General features: G+C 40.2%; 15 protein-coding genes and 1 tRNA gene. 4 read left to right on the plus strand and 12 right to left on the minus strand.

Features of this window, described 5'->3' with window-relative positions:
- Positions 1 to 16: 16 nt before the first annotated feature.
- From CLV82_RS06035 to CLV82_RS06085, 11 genes are all read right to left on the minus strand, one after another.
- Entirely contained in the window at positions 17 to 2389 is a 2373-nt protein-coding gene (locus tag CLV82_RS06035) for a DNA/RNA helicase domain-containing protein (RefSeq protein WP_133643377.1), read from the minus strand.
- A 202-nt stretch (positions 2390 to 2591) separates the two neighbouring features.
- Positions 2592 to 3185 (minus strand): hypothetical protein, encoded by a 594-nt coding sequence (locus CLV82_RS06040; RefSeq protein WP_133643378.1) that lies wholly within the window; start codon positions 3183 to 3185, stop codon positions 2592 to 2594.
- A gap of 76 nt (positions 3186 to 3261) precedes the next feature.
- A complete protein-coding gene (locus CLV82_RS06045; protein WP_133643379.1) occupies positions 3262 to 3627 on the minus strand; it encodes an HIT family protein in 366 nt (121 codons plus the stop codon).
- On the minus strand, positions 3627 to 4652 hold the full coding sequence (locus CLV82_RS06050; RefSeq protein WP_133643380.1) for an HNH endonuclease domain-containing protein: 1026 nt from the start codon (positions 4650 to 4652) through the stop codon (positions 3627 to 3629). The genes CLV82_RS06045 and CLV82_RS06050 overlap by 1 nt, the downstream gene beginning before the upstream one ends.
- 537 nt (positions 4653 to 5189) lie before the next feature.
- Entirely contained in the window at positions 5190 to 5417 is a 228-nt protein-coding gene (locus tag CLV82_RS06055; protein WP_166636671.1) for an HTH-like domain-containing protein, read from the minus strand.
- A 166-nt stretch (positions 5418 to 5583) separates the two neighbouring features.
- Complete coding sequence (locus tag CLV82_RS06060; RefSeq protein WP_133643381.1) at positions 5584 to 6258, minus strand: DUF2441 domain-containing protein; 675 nt, start codon at positions 6256 to 6258, stop codon at positions 5584 to 5586.
- Positions 6259 to 6413: 155 nt separating this feature from the next.
- A complete protein-coding gene (locus CLV82_RS06065) occupies positions 6414 to 7052 on the minus strand; it encodes a hypothetical protein (protein ID WP_133643382.1) in 639 nt (212 codons plus the stop codon).
- 159 nt (positions 7053 to 7211) lie between these two features.
- Complete coding sequence (locus CLV82_RS06070) at positions 7212 to 8222, minus strand: hypothetical protein (RefSeq protein WP_133643383.1); 1011 nt, start codon at positions 8220 to 8222, stop codon at positions 7212 to 7214.
- Between the two features lie 93 nt (positions 8223 to 8315).
- Complete coding sequence (locus CLV82_RS06075; protein ID WP_133643384.1) at positions 8316 to 9077, minus strand: hypothetical protein; 762 nt, start codon at positions 9075 to 9077, stop codon at positions 8316 to 8318.
- Positions 9074 to 10825: a tyrosine-type recombinase/integrase gene (locus CLV82_RS06080; protein WP_166636672.1), complete on the minus strand. Its 1752-nt coding sequence runs from the start codon at positions 10823 to 10825 to the stop codon at positions 9074 to 9076. Before CLV82_RS06080 ends, CLV82_RS06075 begins: the two co-directional genes overlap by 4 nt.
- Positions 10826 to 11016: 191 nt before the next feature.
- Positions 11017 to 11089: transfer RNA gene (locus CLV82_RS06085), tRNA-Met, on the minus strand.
- A 126-nt stretch (positions 11090 to 11215) separates the two neighbouring features.
- Between CLV82_RS06085 and CLV82_RS06090 the strand changes: the two genes are divergently transcribed.
- The 4 genes from CLV82_RS06090 (at position 11216) to der (ending at position 15847) form a co-directional block, all read left to right on the plus strand.
- Positions 11216 to 12598, plus strand: coding sequence for an alanine/glycine:cation symporter family protein (locus CLV82_RS06090; protein ID WP_133643386.1), 1383 nt, complete (start codon positions 11216 to 11218; stop codon positions 12596 to 12598).
- Positions 12570 to 13457: a GTPase Era gene (gene era, locus CLV82_RS06095; protein WP_133643387.1), complete on the plus strand. Its 888-nt coding sequence runs from the start codon at positions 12570 to 12572 to the stop codon at positions 13455 to 13457. The genes CLV82_RS06090 and era overlap by 29 nt, the downstream gene beginning before the upstream one ends.
- 257 nt (positions 13458 to 13714) lie before the next feature.
- Entirely contained in the window at positions 13715 to 14425 is a 711-nt protein-coding gene (locus CLV82_RS06100) for an acetyltransferase (RefSeq protein ID WP_133643388.1), read from the plus strand.
- A 120-nt stretch (positions 14426 to 14545) separates the two neighbouring features.
- Positions 14546 to 15847 (plus strand): ribosome biogenesis GTPase Der, encoded by a 1302-nt coding sequence (der, locus tag CLV82_RS06105; protein WP_133643389.1) that lies wholly within the window; start codon positions 14546 to 14548, stop codon positions 15845 to 15847.
- 109 nt (positions 15848 to 15956) lie between these two features.
- On the opposite strand, the gene CLV82_RS06110 is transcribed toward der, so the two are convergent.
- Positions 15957 to 16310 (minus strand): four helix bundle protein, encoded by a 354-nt coding sequence (locus CLV82_RS06110; RefSeq protein ID WP_133643390.1) that lies wholly within the window; start codon positions 16308 to 16310, stop codon positions 15957 to 15959.
- Between the last annotated feature and the right edge of the window lie 40 nt (positions 16311 to 16350).

Genomic DNA, 16350 nt, shown 5'->3' on the forward strand with positions numbered 1-16350 from the left:
CGCACAATAAGTTGAATCAGGATTCAAGTTTTTTTATACCTAGAGACAGAAGATATAGGTAGGTTTGATCATAGAATCTAATTGGCCGAGTATTATCAATAGTTGAGCCTTCAGGGATATAGAGAACCATTCCCTGCCTCGCTCGTGTTAATAGTACTCGATAAGTATTTAGAAGATATTTTTTATCGTTTACTTTTTTCATTTGCCTCCAGGCTGTGCCGCTAAATTTTTGATACACCCATTTCCCCTGATCTTTATATAAATCAGCCCCCCATGTTACAATGCTCCAGTCTATCTCTAACCCTTGAATATCGAATTCAGTGGCGACCTCTTCAAGGAAGTATGAAGATCTAATATCCTCTTGTTCATTTAAAAACCAATTTGGGGCATCCACTTTGTTCTTAACATCAATGCCTATTGCCCTTAATCGTCGAGCTCCCGATGATGCGAGAAGTCCATAGCGTTCTGTGCCCTTGGATTTTCCTCTTATCCATTCTTTTGCGCTACCTAGATCGCGTGTTAAGTAAATAGGATATTGATCTTTAATTTCTTGATAGAGCTTCTTACTTTGAGCTATTTCTAGATCTAATAAGGCTTCAATAAATGCTGATAATTTCTCAGAACGAAAAGATCGAATTGATACCGCCAGGTGTAAGTCGGTTTTTGGTTTCGCGGTTTCTTTGAGCCATTGTTTTAGAACGGCATCTTGAAGATAGTTTTTATTTTCTATGATTTTTTCAGAATAATAAACATTCCAATCAGGGAATTTCAATCTAAGAGCATTAATCCATTCTTCGAGACCTGCTTCCCCGGTGTTGATCTCTTGTCCGCCTCCTATAAGGCAGATGATGTTGCACCAAGATTCATGGCGATCCATGACATCAATTAAAAATTCTGGTTCCGATTGGTCGAAATTATCTATTCCTTTTTTCCGCTTCATGAATGAAGCAGCTTGATCCTTATTCCAGGCTCTTTGAGCTTCATCAAAGACCACAACCCTCTCAGTGGGTGCTAATGGTTGTTTTAGGTATTCATCTCGGAAATGATGAATATTCTGAATGAAAGCATTGGTTTTTCTACTTGTATCTTTTTTGGAAATACGGTTCCCAGAATACTTTGATGTTTCTACTACATCCCTAGCCAAGGCCTCTCGGAGGACTTGTACCAGGGGACCGTTTCCTGAAAGAAAAACAGCATGCTCTTCTTCATCAATTTTCATTCGCTCGTTAGCGATATTCAATCCTGCTAAAGTTTTACCTGCACCAGGAACTCCTGTGACAAAGCAAATCGACTTACTCCCACTGCATTTGCTATTTACTATGATGCTGTTTAAGCAGTTTGCGGTTTTAGTGAGATTGATGGCTCCGGCATCGGACCTTGAAATTTCCTGCACCTTATGGCCCTTATATAAAGCCTGTGCTGCTTCTACTATAGTAGGTGTAGGCTTATATATTGCTTGTTCCCAATCCCAACCATTCAATATTATTCCATTGCTTTGATTAAGAACTTCCTGAAGATGTTTCCGAAGAGATGTAGAATTTGTACATATAGGATGCTCTAACTTCTCTGCTAATTTATAAGATTGTGTAAAATTGTTTTCAGCTTTGGTAGAAATAAGGACAGGCATTAATCGAGCATGATGGCTTCCTTGGTGAAAATTTTTCAAATCTAAAGCATAATCAATTACTTGATTTTTAGCATGTTGCTTAAATAGTGAATCGCCAACTTTGAATTCAAGAACAAAAATAAGCTCGTTAATAATAAGGATGTTATCCACTCGTTTCCCCATTCGGGGTATGGCAAATTCGAAGAATAAAAATCCCTCTAATCCAATAAGAGCCTGCTTTAGAATATCAATTTGCTGTTGCCATGCATTTCTCTGTTGGTCAATTAGCTGAGTGTTATTATGAAGACTCACCAATCGTCCAAGAATCCGTTCTTTATGGTCCGACAAAAATCCTGAAATGGTATTAGAATAATATGAACGGGTACTCTGCCTATTTTGATTTATCAGTTTCTGGGCAATAGTTATATCCGCTTCTGCAAGTTGATAATCGAGGAGATTTTCAAGTTGAACCCATTTTAATTCCTCATGTTCTTTATTAACTATATCTCCATCTATATCAGTTATCAAATACGAAAGAAGCCGAATTGTTTTCTCAGGATATTCATGAACATGTTCAGAAAAGAAAGATTGAATTGTTACACGCACATCTAACTCTTCCTGTAACTCTCTAATCAGTGTATCTTCAGCGGATTCACCTCTTTGAACTTTACCGCCTGGAAATTCCCAGAGGCCACCTAGGTGCTTGTGTATATTTCTTTTAGCGATTAAGACTTTTTTCCCCCGGATTATAATACCCGCTGAAACGTTTATAATTGGATTCAAAATATGTGGAAATGCTTTTATACGGTTAAAGTCAACATGTTTATATAGAGGGGATGAGAATTTATACAGATATACTTCAATTAGAATTCACTCCTCATAACAAGAATATTGTATGAATATTGGAAAGGTGAAAATATAAGCAGAGGCTAAATAAATATCTTAAGTTTCCTAATGCATATTAGAGGATTAATTATATCAGAATTTAACCTCTGGTTTTGGTTTTTAAGTATTCAATTATTTCTGTTCGATCTAATTGTTCTGCCAATTCCAAAAAGTTTTGTCCATTTTTATTTTTACTATATAATCTAGGAAGTAATAATCCTCCTTTGGCAACATCCAGTTCGTAGAGTTCTTTAAATTCAATGAAATTATTACACATTATGGCGTTGAACATATGATCATTTACAAAACAGCCAGTTTGCATTTTCCAAATATCGCCCGAATAATAATCATTTTCATAGGCTTGAACCTCGGAACCAGTTTTGCCTCCATAGCTTTGAATCAAGTCTTCCATTTCCTTCCTCACGCTGTAATCCAGGGGTGTTTTTTCTTTCTCGTTAAGGTCATTTATAATCCGATCCCACTTGAAACCATCTATTTTATTAGAATTTAATTCATCAGCCTTAAGTAACTTCTCTACCAAACTCAATAAATTTCTTCTTACTGCTAAATGAATAAGGTTATTACCATAATCATCTGTAAAATCAAAAAGTATATCCCATTCCTTGACTTGATTAAAAATGGCTTCTTCATCTTCGGTTTCTAGAAGTTCAATTATTTTAATGTTGTAGTCCATTTTTTAAATATGGCTTTTTGAATGAGATTGTCATTTTTACGATATAATTATATGGTCAAATTATTTGTTTTTAATTTCAATAATATCCTTTTCCTCTTATACAATGTCTTATACCGCCTCGCGGGTTATCCATATCTCCTCTATATCTTGGAATTACATGACAATGGAAATGCATTACAGTTTGACCGGCTGCTTCACCGCAATTCATTCCAATATTGTACCCATCAGGTTCCTTTCCCTCCTCAATAATATCTTTTGCTATCTCCACTAAGGAAGTTAATTCTTTTTGTTCTTCTTTATTCAGAGCGAAATAATCGACTTTTTCTTTATTGGAAATGATAAGAATATGCCCTGGAGAGACCGGATATGAATCATAAATCAAAAAGAAGTGATGTCCTTTATAAAGAATTTTATGATCAGGTATGTTTGAAAATACGCTCATTAAAAAGTTCCTTTAAGTTCTATACTAGGCGACCAGGATATAATAGAATTTTCCTTAGCGAGGTCATATTGTTTTTGAAGAAAAGCCCTTCTAGCCTCCTTAGTTCTTCCTGTTTGGTTAATAATTGTTTCGGCCAAGGGGTGTTTGGACATGATATAAAACTCATTTCTGTTATACAATCTACTAAGGAACTTGATATTAGGTATTTTTGCACTTTTCTCTTTGTTAATGGCTGGATCAGCAAGTACCAGATTCCAAACACCATTAATGTTTGTTCCCGATTTAAAATGACTTTTCTTATTTATATGGGGTAAGAAATGATCCACTTCGCAAATGTCGTTGTTACAGTTATTTACTGAAATGTCTCGAAAGCTATAGAAGCATTTACCTTTTTGATAGCCATTTAATGAATCTCGCACTGAAGTAATATTTATTCTTCTCATGAAATTATTTTCAAGAAAAAATAAAGAAGACTCTTCATCATACTTAACTTCTAATAATTGCGGATTTATTTGAAGATTCCATGCAGTTTCTACCAACTGCCATCTTGCCTCAGTTTCTTGTTCGAAGTTTTGAAAGTGGAAGCTTTCCTGCAATTTAAGTAAATTATCAGTTATAATAATTCTCTTTTTTCCCTTAGAGAAATCCTTTTCGTAAAACAAGTTTGGCACTGGTCCACCATTTATATTTTGAAATGCATCAACAACATTAACAAAACCTAGTTTTTCTGTCTGAATTAGAAGCTGTGATTCATCAATTATTCCGTTATTAAAATCTCTGCAGTAATTCAGAAATCTACTTGAATTAGAATTTCCTTGTTTATCACATTGCTTTAAGTGCTCGGTAATGTTCTTAGAAAATGGTATTGCGAGATCAGACAGGGTTATTGTTGTCCTCTCTTCATCTATTAATTCCAACAGGCTTTTCGCAAACGCAAATTTGTATGTGGCCGAATTTTTACCAAAAAGAATTAAAGCTCTCCATTGAGATTCTAAACTGGGGTCATTTAATTGAAATTCAGTCATAGATTTCTATTGTACTTCAGCGGTCCCGAATAACTGTCAGTAATGGGTTAATATGCGTTATTTTTCGGTCTAGTATTGACGTTAGCAATTCCGAGTGACTGTCTGCCGGCAGGCAGGGATACGGACGTAGTCGAATCCGCCGTAATTGCGGTTACACATTGTTGGGCATAGTTTTTATTCCACTAAATCAAGGAAAATATAAATTTCCATAAGCCATTTTTTTTTAGCTCCGTGAACTCCTTGGCAATCATTATGATTCATTCCATAAGTTGGCTCATCTATATCTCGTTTGATTTGGTGAATTTCAATTCCAGAAACGGTATATGTATTTACGGTCGTATTTCCCGCATCATCTGCCCAAGTTATATCTAAATTTTGTCCTTGCTTAAAACGACTAACTTCGTATTCACTTCCATTCTACTTTATATGCTCTAATGAATCCAAGTCGGCTGACGAAAAACAGTTGTCGTCTGAACAGTTAAATATAAATCTTGGATAGTATGGTAAAGAGCTTGCTTTTGTCATAGTTTGATTTTTTTAGTTTTTAGGAAGAACATACTCAGCCAATTTTACTCCTTTGGTCAATTCAGTCAAATATGATTTTGAAATTCTAGATTGTTCAATAATATCTTTCTTCGAGTAATTACTTTGTTTGATTTCGTTTGCGTATTTAATTCCAAACAAGTGTATCATAGCGACCGCATCTCCTTTCGGTGCGTTGTGATACATTTCACTGAGTTTTGTTCCTAATTCGTTTAAAGTCATTTTTATATTTTTTTATTCAGTTTTGATTTTTGGACAAATTATGCCCAACGTGTACGGGTATGCGCAGTAGCGGATTTCGTACACCGCGCCTATACAGGTTCAGATTTTAAATATAGAAGAAAATGCGATAAGAGGGAGAGGACTGGCTATTGCTTATGACCCGTTGTTAAGTGCTGGTTTCTAGTTCCGATATATCTTCATAAGATTTTAATACTTTAAATTCCCCTTCGAATAGGATCTCTACAATAGGTTCATTTGTCAGGTCCCCCTTCCAGTATTTTTTAGCATTATTTTTGAACTCCTCGATTGAAAAATTCTGAAGTTCACAATAGTGTTCATCAGTTGTAAAAATCTTCCCTTTTTCTATTTGAACTTTATAGATTCTACATTGGTCAGAATTTAAAATATCCCACCATTTTTTAAGATTATTTTTATTTGTAAGCCAAATTCCTTTTTTTCTTGAAGGTAGATTTGGGTCAAATTCGACTCGAGTTTTTTCAAATATTTCTTCTCTAATCCACTTTAAATATTGAAGATTAACCTTTGACAATTTATCTGTCAAGTCTTCAAATTCTCTGCAGTGATCAAGAAATTGAAAATGTTTTGTTTGATCATAATTACTAAAATCAGCGAATTTTTGGTCACAGTTTTCTTCACTTAGTTTTTTACTCGCCACGGATAAGATATCCTGGTTTCTGATTCGTCTATTGAAATTATCATTTAAGCCAACTAAAATATCTCCAAAGAATGGATTATGTGAATTTAAATCAGTTTGAATAATTTGATTCAAGGTCCACTCTTTATCTATTCTATTCAGTTTCTGAATGTGATAATATTCCATTATGTATTTTTATGAAACTAGCACCTAAGGGACTCGACTATGAGTAGTTGCGTGATTTAGCACTAACTTTTGCAAGTACACACCAAACTGAAAATCCGCGAGGATTTTCAGAAGTAAGAACAAGCAATTACTTTTAGCCGTGGTTGGCGTTAGTATTATTTTAATTTTTTTTCATAAATAAATTTTGAGTTTTCACCTATCTCATCTCTCATTGCTTTAATCAATTCCATTCTTTTTTCTTTTAAAACTTTTAGAGTTTCAAAATCTCGGTCAAAGTACATTTCTATTGAATTTATATCTTGGTTGTGAATGTCAGAACCTGTAAAAAGATTAGTTTGATAGTTTTTATTTAAAGCTTCTGAAAGAGGATTTAATAAAGAATCCACTTCTCCTTGAAAGTAAAGTTCAGATTCTTGTATTTTAGATGCTAATGTCATAATCTGTTTGTGAAGTTCTAGGGATTTATTCTCAAAATTTTGTTGAAAATCTTCGGTTAAACCTTTTCCTCTGTTATAAGAAAGGCTTAGTTTAGACATATATTTAGCGGATAAAAGCTTGTAGTGTTTAACTAGAGTTTGATTGGTCAAAATCCCTTCATTTATTTCATTCATTAATATTGTTTGCTTATCTACTAATTCGATAAGCTTTTCTGTTTTTATCCTTTCTTTCCAATAATCTTGTTCATACGATAGTTGACTGTACATTAAAAAATAAGAACCTAACACAGTCAGAATAGAAGTTATTATTGCTGTTAAAATGATAATCTTTAATTCATTTTTTGTTTTCTTTTTCATTCTCGGCTTAATATTAATGCCAACGGCCCTGGCTATGGTTAGTGCTCGACGGGAAAGCCATTTTCTTGTTTGTCTACCGTAGGTTTGATTGATTATGATGTCTTCGTTTTTAAGCAGTCAATACGCATTTTCCGTAGCCAATGTTGCCAAACGTATTTTTTATTTCCATGTTTCACCTGCTAATTTTTCTGCCAACTCCATTGAGTTTTTTGCACCATGCTCTTTTGCTATAAAGCGAAAGTATTTTTTGCTTGAATAAAGTCCGCCATCAGAACTTTTTCTAAAATTTACTTCTACCGGATTCTGTAATAAAAAGACTTGTAGGTCTCTTTCTTGTATTTCTGATTTTCGGTAGTCAAATTGATTCAATCTATTTTTTGCTTCTTGTATTAAATCTTCACTTGGAGCGTCATTAAAGTTTTTCCAAACAACCCTTCCCGTTCGTCCACCTTGCTCAATAACAACCAATGCTTTAATCTCATGAATGAATTTTACATTTTTAGATTTATAACCTCCAAAAAATAGGGCTCTTCTATGTTTATACTTACCACCAGTGTCAGGACACATGTAGACATCATGATTATGGACTTCATGAATTGTGCTAGCGCAGTTAACTATGTCTAACATGTATTTCCACGTAGGCAGATAATTGTTGCGTTCTAGAAAGGACCTAAACTCATCTAAAAATGCTTTGAAATTTTCAGTGGTCTCGACTGTTTCAAGTACTCCAATCAATGTTTCAAAAGAAATCGGGCAAAGTGTGATCCCATAACGATCATATGCTTCACTTATTTGGCTCTGAAATTTTTCTTCAGGGTTGTCAATCTCAAAATTACATAAGAGGAAAAGTACATTGTATGTAGTGTCATTTTTGAAACCTTTTAAGTGTCTATCAATTTGATTTTTGTAGAACCAATCAAACGTTTTAGTTTCAAAAAAAATAGTAAACGATTTCTGTTCTATAACAATATCAGGCGTACTATCTTTTTTCTTAATCTGTTGTTTAAAAGAAGGACTTATCATAAAATCTTGAGAAGTCAGGTTTGATATCGCTTCTTCAAAACTTCTTGGATTTTCTTCGTAAAGTAGCTTTAGAACTACACCACAATGATTTGATAGAATGTTTTCTTTAGTACGATAATCATTAAACAGACTAATCTCTTGTCCCATAGTTCTATTTTATGTTTGGCAACTGCATATATCCGAGAAACAAAATAGTAATTTTATCCTACACCTACTATGGATAAATACTACAATACGTAATTATTTTCCAAACACCCTCTCCACCAAATACCTTCTCGCCATCTCATCCGTAAACTTTCCTTTGTCTTCAGTCTGTTGCGTCTGCAACAATTCTTGTTGCGTTGTTGTTGTAAGTGTTGCAGTGTTATCAAAGGACAGGTGTGGCTCGAAATTATAGTTAAAATTCAGCATTATTATCACCTTCAGATGCCTTTCAAATTCTACAAATTCATGTAAATCAGGGCTTTCATTTATTTTTTCAATAGAAAATACTTCCTTGTCTCCAAATAGATACCAGAGGAACAAATCCGAATTAGATAGGTTCTGTTGCAACGCCTGTTGTTGCTGTTGCAACGTCTCCAGCTTGCTGCTGTTTTCCACCTGGGGGATACCACATGGTCCAGCACTTTCTCTAAAAAACTGAAAATCGCCGTTGTTGATGGCCCTGAATAGCTGCTTGTAATGGATCAAGGCCTGCAATTTTTGAGATTCTTGGTCTAGTCCAAAGATCTCCTCATTAAACTGGTGAAAGAACTCCAGGTAGGTATGATCAATTTCTGTTGCATACTGTTGTTGCAGGAAGTTGTAAAAGTCGAGCACCACTTCTTGCCTAGGTACCAAAATTTCTTCCGCTTGTTCTTTTACAAGCGGAATGGTCCCATTTCGTTGAAGGCGGATCCGAAATCTGGTTTCAAACAAATGTTGCTTTACCAACAACGTTTTTTGCCGGGCAGGGGAGCGGCGGTAGTATTCTTTTCTGCTTAGCACTCCAAAATACTTCATATACCTGGTTTTTTAAAGAGATGAGAATAGTCCTGTGGCAGTTGGGCATCAATACTACGCAGGTAGGATTCCAGCGCCTGCATGCTGCTATGACCGGTAATCAGCAGGAGTTTACTTTTTACTTCAAACGGAGTCATGGTCTTGGCCATTTCCTTATATAAATTGGTAATGCTTGTATGCCGCCAGGAATACAAACCGTACTCGGGTCCTAAACCAAAATGATCTTTTACCTTTTTGTATTTGCCTGTAAAGTAATTGCGCTTATCACTCTCTTTGGTCCCCCAGGCATGGCCAATACCCCAGGGAGTAATCAGATAGGAGTCTTTTGGATATTTTGAGAGATCCGGAAGTTCTTCCAGAAGAATGTCTGGCAGGATCTTAATTTTCACTTTTTTATTTTTTGCCTTTAGCTGAACCCGCTTGTGCTTTATATCAATGTCCTCAATTTTTAAGCGGCAAACTTCAATAGGGCGAAGTAGGGGATAGATAATGAATAACACCAATACATATAAAGTGGGCTCATTCTCCTTTATGTATTTCAACAGCTGTTGTTCCTGCTCCGGGGTGTAAGTCTTATTCCGGGTTGGAAGCGCTTTCAGTTTATTGATGTCCTGAATAAAGTTGTATTCGATAAGATCATTGTCCACCATGGTCTGGAAAACAGTACTAAGATCAGTTCTGGCGTTGTTGCGACTCCGGGGACTGGTGTCCATTAATACCTGGTTCAGGTATTTTACCACCACCTTTTTATTAATTGCTGTAACAGGTTGCCAGGCATAACCATTCTCACCCAGCCAGTATTCAAACTTCCGAATCCTGTTTTTAAATTTTACAAAGGAATCGGCCCCCAACATCTTTTCTTTTAACGACATTGCCAGGCTTATTGCCTCTTCAATAGTGACTACTCCATCTTCCGGTTCTGATCGCCCAACAGCATACTGTTGCTCGTTGTTGCTGATAATGTTGATGTCGGTATGGCCGTTGACAAGACTATCTGTTGGGTTTTTCCCGCCTGGTTGAACCTCAGTATCCGGTTTGTTGATTTGTTGTTGATTTTTTGTTGATCCGGTCGCGTTTGTTGATTTCTCGTTGATTTTTTGTTGATCGCCCTGATTTTGTTGATTTGGCGTTGATATTTCGTTGATTTTTCGTTGATCCAGGGCGACAGATCGTTCTTCCGAGTGCACGTTTTCAGAGACGGATTCTTCAGCGATCGAATCTGTAGTTGATGTGCTGTTCCAAAAGTTGTTGGCCGGGAGGGTCTGTAAAACAACAGGCTCCGGAGCCTTGTCAACTTTTTTCGCTGCTTTTCTACCTTCGGGGTAGTGGCCCGAAAAGTAGGGTTGTGGGACACGATTTGCGATGGATTTCGGCAGGTAGTCCTCGCCCAGTATCTTTCGTATTAAATGGGTGTTATCCTGGTAGGGATCAAAACCATTTTTGAGTAAGAACAGTAGATTTCGTTTGAGCGGTTCCAGCACAGCCATCCGCTCTTCCTTAGTTTTAAAGGTGTTGGCGTGGGCTTTCTGATTTTTCTGGCGTACCATTTTTCCGGTTTCCGGATGCCGGAAGGAGAAGTAGACATGCCAGTATTTCTCCAAGGCCTTCTTGCGGATCTCATCGGGGAGCATATCCCAGTCTTCTAATTTCACTCCCCCGGTGTAGATTTTGGGTTCGCTGTAAGCCTTTTTCATGTTAAAAACGTGTCCATTTTCGTGTACTGCCTGTAAAAGTACGGTAAGTGTCATCTTCAAAAAAGAATTATGAGCACACATTTAGGCAATTTTCTACCCTCTTATGAACAGGTTTTCAACTTTTTTCTCAGCGCCTCGAATGTCTGTAATTTTGATATAAATAACTGTAAGACAATTATTTAAATGCTGATTTTTTAAGTTTATCCCACAAAAAAACCGGATACTTTCGTAACCGGTTTTCTTAGTAGCGGGGACTGGACTCGAACCAGCGACCTTCGGGTTATGAGCCCGACGAGCTACCTACTGCTCTACCCCGCGATGTGGACTGCAAATATACAATGGTTTTTTAGACTAATCAAAGCCTTTGGATAAATATTTTTAGAAGCCCGTTTCCTTCAAAAAAAACATAAAATCCATACCTTCGGAACTTGCCAAACCGTACCTATGGAGACCATCAATAACTTTTTATCAGGCCTGATTCCCTATGCTGAATGGATCATGCTCTTCCTCGTGATCGGGGGAGGTCTTTTTCTCGTTATCTACTCCCGCGCCATGCCCTACCGCTACTTCCGCCATGCCATCAGCATCACCGCAGGGAAGTACGACGATCCCAATGATCCGGGCGAAGTGAGCCACTACCAGGCCCTGTCCTCGGCCGTGGCGGCAACCGTGGGACTGGGGAATATCTCCGGGGTGGCCATCGCTATCTATATGGGCGGACCCGGGGTGATCTTCTGGATCTGGGTGACCGCGGTGGTCGGGATGTGTATCAAATTCTATTCCTGCTCCCTGGCTATCATGTACCGGGACCAGGACAGCGCCGGGAACCTGCAGGGTGGCCCCATGTACTATATCACCAAAGGGATCGGACCCAAAGCCAAACCCCTGGCGCAGTTCTTCTGCGTGGCAGGATTGGTGGGTTTCCTTGGAGTCTTTACAGTGAACCAGTTCACCCAGACCTTTATGAACGTGGTGGAGCCGGATGCCAACCTGTTCACCATGGGCGAATTCAACTGGAAACTCACCATCGGGATCGTACTCTCGATCATTACATCTTTAGTGATCTTCGGCGGTCTCAAAAAGATCGCAAAAGTGGCCACCGCCATCGTGCCCTTTATGGTGGTGCTCTACTTTATCTCGGTCTTCGTGGTGATGTTCTTTAATGCCGGGCAGATCCTTCCGTCCCTGGAACTGATCGTCTCTGAAGCTTTTAACTTTAAGACCATGGTGGCCGGTGGCTTTTGGGGGATGGTGATCCTGGGGGTAAGACGGGCGGTGTTCTCCAATGAAGCCGGGCTGGGTAGTGCTCCCATGTACCACGGGCAGTCGCGCACCAAGGAGCCCATTCAAGAAGGTCTGGTTGCTATGCTGGGCCCATTCATCGATACTATCGTAGTTTGTACACTGACGGCCGTCGTCATTATCCTGAGCGGGGCCTACCTGGAAGCTGAAAGCAATGGCATACTGATGACCCTTATCGCTTTCGAAAAATCGCTCTTCGGCTACGGGGATGTATTATTAATGTTAATAGTTGCCGCTTTTGCGCTCTCTACCTTGTTCACTTATTCGTATTATGGTACCAAATGCCTGTCTTTCCTTACCAATGCAAAGATCGGCAAGTATTTTAACGTATATTATATAGCTACCATTACCTTTGCGGCGGTCGCATCTGTAGACCTGGTGATCAACCTGATCGACCTGGCCTACGCCCTGATGTGTATCCCCAACATGATCGCGGTGCTCTACCTGGCGCCCCGTGTAAACAAGGAAATGAACCGTTATTTTAAAAATCTCAAAGATGGCAGAGCACAAAGCAGGATTCGTTAATATCATAGGAAACCCCAACGTGGGGAAATCAACTCTGATGAATGCCTTTGTAGGCGAGAAACTGTCTATCATCACTTCCAAAGCCCAGACCACACGGCACCGTATCCTCGGGATTGTCAACGGGGATGATTTCCAGGTGATCCTTTCCGATACCCCCGGGATCATCAAACCGGCCTACGAACTGCAGCAGTCCATGATGGATTTCGTTAAAAGCGCTTTTGAAGATGCCGACGTCCTCCTATATATCGTGGAGATCGGGGAACAATCTCTGAAAGATGAAAAGTTCTTCGAGAAACTGCAGAATACCGATATCCCTATCCTGCTGCTGATCAACAAGATCGACAAATCTAACCAGGAAACCCTGGAAGCCCAGGTCGACCACTGGAAAGAGCAATTGCCCAATGCCGAGATCATCCCGATCTCTGCCCTGCGTGGCTTTAACGTGGCCGAGGTGTTCAACCGGATCATTGAGCTCCTACCTGAAGCCCCGCCTTACTACCCGAAAGACCAGCTGACCGATAAGCCCGAGCGCTTCTTCGTAAACGAGATCATCCGGGAAAAGATACTGCAGCAATACAAGAAAGAGATCCCCTACGCGGTGGAGATCGAGACCGAAGAGTTCTTCGAGGAAGAAAATATTATCCGCATCCGCTCCGTGATCATGGTGGAGCGCGAATCCCAGAAGGGGATCATTATCGGCCACAAAGGGAATGCCCTGAAAGGTGTAGGTATCGATGCCCGTAAAGACCTGGAAAAATTCTTCGATAAACAAGTACACATAGAACTCTATGTAAAGGTGAACAAGAACTGGCGGAGCGATCCGAGACAGTTGCGCCGCTTTGGGTACAACAAAAAATAATTTTTAATTTTTTTTTCTTCCCCGGGGGGTGTGCGATCAGTTTTTGCTGGTTTCAATAAGCTTCTCTGCCTGAATATTTTATCTTCTTCCTGGCTCTGCTAACCCCGGTTTTATTACACCTTCTCCCCCTAATCGAGACACCTTTTCTCCTGATAAAGCGCCGGTTTTTGGCAGTTGAGATGAAAGGATTGTAGTACATTTGGGTATCGATAAAGTGCGAATTTTATCGGTGAATGGTTTTAAATTCCCCCGAACCCATGAAAAATGTCGTCATTTTCGGAGCATCCGGCCATGGCAGTGTAGTGCTGGACTGCATTGAACAACAGGGCAAATACAATGTCGTGGGGTTTGTTGATTCCTTCAAGAAGAAGGGCAGGAAATTCAATGGGTACGAGATCCTGGGTTCTGAGAACGATCTTCCTTATCTAAAAGACAAGTTCAATATTAAAGGCGGGATAGTAGCTATCGGGGACAACTGGATCCGGAAGATCATGGTGGATAAGATAACCGCTATTTTACCGGGTTTCAATTTCATTACAGCCATTCACCCCAGGACGATCATCGGCCGGGGAGTGGTTATCGGTCGCGGAACCGTGATCATGCCCGGTACTACGGTCAACGCAAATTCCATTATCGGGGATTTCTGTATCCTGAACACCAATTCATCCCTGGATCACGACGGTCATATGAAAGAGTATTCCAGCCTGGCTCCTATGGTCTGTACCGGTGGAAACCTGGAACTGGGGCAATTCTCGGTCATCGGGCTGGGGACCAACGTGATCGAAAGTATCAGCATAGGGGACCACACCGTTATAGGTGCAGGTTCACTGCTTGTGCACAGTATGCCGGGCCAGGTGGTGGCCTATGGCTCGCCTGCAAGGATCATCCGCGGCAGGGTCATCGGGGAGCCTTACCTGGCAGGAAGCAAGAAATCGAATTCCTATCCCTTGTTCTTTAACGATTACTGATACCCCTCTTCCTTTTGCGCTGGTTGCCAGGCCTCGAAAATGCTATCGGACACCTTAAGAGTGCTATTTCTCCCATTTTTCTCCTTCTTAAATACTACCTTTGCAGCCTAATTGAATAATATGGGTGCCATTGTTGCCATTGTAGGACGACCTAATGTAGGGAAGTCGACTTTCTTTAACCGCATGCTGCAGCGCAGGGAAGCTATCGTAGATGCGACCAGTGGGGTGACCCGTGATCGCCACTATGGGAAAAGCGACTGGAACGGGAAGGAGTTCTCGCTGATCGATACCGGTGGGTACGTGGTTGGTAGTGATGATGTCTTCGAGGAAGCCATTGACCAGCAGGTGAACCTGGCTATCGACGAGGCTGATGCCATTCTCTTTATGGTGGATGTTGAAACCGGGGTTACCGGGATGGATGAAGATGTGGCCAAGTTACTGCGCAAGGTAGACAAGCCCGTATTCCTGGTGGTCAACAAAGTTGATAATGCCAAGCGAAGTGAGGACGCGGTGGAGTTCTATTCCCTTGGACTCGGTGAATACTATACCATCTCCAGTATCAATGGAAGCGGTACCGGGGAACTACTTGATGCCCTGGTAGAGGTACTGCCCGAAGGGGAACTTCCTGCAGACGACCTGCCCCGCTTCGCGGTGGTCGGAAGACCTAACGCAGGGAAGTCGAGCTTCGTCAACGCCCTGATAGGGGAGGAGCGCAATATTGTAACCGATATCGCCGGTACTACCCGCGATAGTATTGATACCAAGTACAACCAGTTCGGGTTCGATTTCTACCTGGTGGATACCGCCGGGATCCGCCGAAAGGCTAAAGTAAGGGAAGACCTCGAATTCTATTCGGTCATGAGGGCGGTACGCTCTATAGAATACAGTGATGTCTGCCTCCTGCTCCTGGATGCCACCCGTGGTTTTGACGGACAGGTAGAGAACATCTTCTGGCTGGCCCAACGCAATAACAAAGGGATAGTCATCCTGGTGAATAAATGGGACCTGGTGGATAAGGACACCCACTCCGTAAAGGAATATACCAAGATGATCAAACAACGGATAGAGCCTTTTACCGATGTACCTATCCTCTTCATTTCTGCGCTTACCAAGCAACGTCTCTACAAGGCGATGGAAACCGCGGTCGAAGTATTTAAAAACCGCAGCAAACGTATCCCTACCCGTAAACTGAACGATGTGATGCTGCCCATCATCGAGCGCACTCCACCACCGGCCTACAAGGGTAAATACGTGAAAATTAAATTCTGCACCCAGTTACCCACCCATTACCCGCAGTTCGCGTTCTTCTGTAACCTCCCGCAATATGTTCGGGAACCATACAAACGCTTCCTGGAGAATAAACTCAGAGAGCAGTTCGATTTTACGGGAGTGCCGGTTACTATATTTATGAGGAAAAAATAGCGTGGCTATTTTTTCCGGGATGCCGTCACACCGTCACGCCGTCACACCGGAAAACCTGTAGCAAGCGACGTCTCTATAAATGAGTCAATACTTGAAGCTATCGTCCCAATTACACTAGTTGCTTACTTAGGCTATCTTGCAATCGGTATAGCATTTTCCTGACCGAAATGAGTAACTGAATGGGGAGATCCTCTTTCCTGATGTAATTAAGTTCTTGCACTAAAACAAAATAAGTGTCTAGTTCGGCTAAGGAGGAGTAAGATATTCTTATAAATCGCAGATAGTCTTTTGTAGATCTTCTGGTGGCTCCTTCGGCAATATTTGCAGGTATAGAAATAGCAGCTCTCCGCATCTGCGATGCTAATTCAAATTGCTCTTCCTTCGGTAATCGCTTACTACACAGGTATACTTCTTTTACCAGCTCTATACTCTTTTTCCAGACATCCAGTTGTGTATGTATCATGAATATTAAATTTCATGATAAGATAATCCGACTCATTACC

Source organism: Zeaxanthinibacter enoshimensis (genome assembly GCF_004362865.1).
GTDB lineage: Bacteria > Bacteroidota > Bacteroidia > Flavobacteriales > Flavobacteriaceae > Zeaxanthinibacter > Zeaxanthinibacter enoshimensis.

Excerpts from the sequence above, each read along its gene's own strand:
- CLV82_RS06080 (WP_166636672.1), bottom strand. The coding sequence starts at position 10,825 with ATGACACTTACCGTACTTTTACAGGCAGTACACGAAAATGGACACGTT.
- CLV82_RS06100 (WP_133643388.1), top strand. The coding sequence starts at position 13,715 with ATGAAAAATGTCGTCATTTTCGGAGCATCCGGCCATGGCAGTGTAGTG.
- der (WP_133643389.1), top strand. The coding sequence starts at position 14,546 with ATGGGTGCCATTGTTGCCATTGTAGGACGACCTAATGTAGGGAAGTCG.
- era (WP_133643387.1), top strand. The coding sequence starts at position 12,570 with ATGGCAGAGCACAAAGCAGGATTCGTTAATATCATAGGAAACCCCAAC.
- CLV82_RS06110 (WP_133643390.1), bottom strand. The coding sequence starts at position 16,310 with ATGATACATACACAACTGGATGTCTGGAAAAAGAGTATAGAGCTGGTA.
- CLV82_RS06055 (WP_166636671.1), bottom strand. The coding sequence starts at position 5,417 with ATGACTTTAAACGAATTAGGAACAAAACTCAGTGAAATGTATCACAAC.
- CLV82_RS06065 (WP_133643382.1), bottom strand. The coding sequence starts at position 7,052 with ATGAAAAAGAAAACAAAAAATGAATTAAAGATTATCATTTTAACAGCA.
- CLV82_RS06045 (WP_133643379.1), bottom strand. The coding sequence starts at position 3,627 with ATGAGCGTATTTTCAAACATACCTGATCATAAAATTCTTTATAAAGGA.
- CLV82_RS06070 (WP_133643383.1), bottom strand. The coding sequence starts at position 8,222 with ATGGGACAAGAGATTAGTCTGTTTAATGATTATCGTACTAAAGAAAAC.
- CLV82_RS06050 (WP_133643380.1), bottom strand. The coding sequence starts at position 4,652 with ATGACTGAATTTCAATTAAATGACCCCAGTTTAGAATCTCAATGGAGA.
- CLV82_RS06090 (WP_133643386.1), top strand. The coding sequence starts at position 11,216 with ATGGAGACCATCAATAACTTTTTATCAGGCCTGATTCCCTATGCTGAA.
- CLV82_RS06075 (WP_133643384.1), bottom strand. The coding sequence starts at position 9,077 with ATGAAGTATTTTGGAGTGCTAAGCAGAAAAGAATACTACCGCCGCTCC.
- CLV82_RS06060 (WP_133643381.1), bottom strand. The coding sequence starts at position 6,258 with ATGGAATATTATCACATTCAGAAACTGAATAGAATAGATAAAGAGTGG.
- CLV82_RS06040 (WP_133643378.1), bottom strand. The coding sequence starts at position 3,185 with ATGGACTACAACATTAAAATAATTGAACTTCTAGAAACCGAAGATGAA.